The organism is Flammeovirga aprica JL-4, assembly GCF_012844305.1.
GTDB classification, from domain to species: Bacteria; Bacteroidota; Bacteroidia; order Cytophagales; family Flammeovirgaceae; genus Flammeovirga; species Flammeovirga aprica.
This window is the reverse complement of record NZ_JABANE010000355.1, coordinates 1-695: the sequence shown is the minus strand read 5'-3', so window position 1 is coordinate 695 and position 695 is coordinate 1. Positions and strand designations below refer to the sequence as shown.

Annotated in this window: 1 protein-coding gene; it reads left to right on the top strand. The window is 31.8% G+C overall.

Features of this window, described 5'->3' with window-relative positions; all coding sequences use genetic code 11:
• On the top strand, positions 1-695 hold a 695-nt coding region (locus tag HHU12_RS34340; protein WP_169661205.1), incomplete at both ends, for a transposase family protein.

Below are 695 nucleotides of genomic sequence, written 5' to 3'. Positions count from 1 at the left end.
CAATTTTATATAAACTTAAAACAGGAGTACAATGGCGTTTATTACCTGTTTCTAGTTTATTTAGTGATGTAGTTTTACATTATAATTCTGTATTTGCCCATTATCGCAAATGGTGTAAGCAAAACGCTTGGGAAGATACTTGGAGTAAAATACTGATGAAATATAAAGACAAATTAGATTTATCAAGTGGAGATCTTGATGGAAGTCATACTCCAGTAATACGTGGTGGAGAAGAGGTAGAATACCAAGGTAGAAAAAAGAGGAAAACAACGAATAGTCTTTATTTTACAGATAGGCAAGGGATAATTATTGCAATGTCTGAACCTGTGGCAGGTAATCATAATGATCTGTACAAAATAGAAAATTCAATGAATACAATTTTACAACAAGTTGATAATGCAGGAATTAGAGTTGATGGTCTTTTTATGAATGCTGATGGTGGTTTTGATTCAATCAAACTTAAAAGTATTTGTAGTGAAAAGGGAATGCACTTGAATGTAGCTCAAAACAAACGCAATGCAAAATTAGAAGAAGATCATTTGATTGACGAAGAGCTTTATAAAGAACGTTATATGATAGAAAGAACAAATGCCTGGTTAGATAGTTTTAGATCTGTATTGAACAGATTTGACACGACAATTTCTAGCTGGAAAGGGTTCAATTTTCTAGGGATTATAGTTATTGGACTAAAAAAA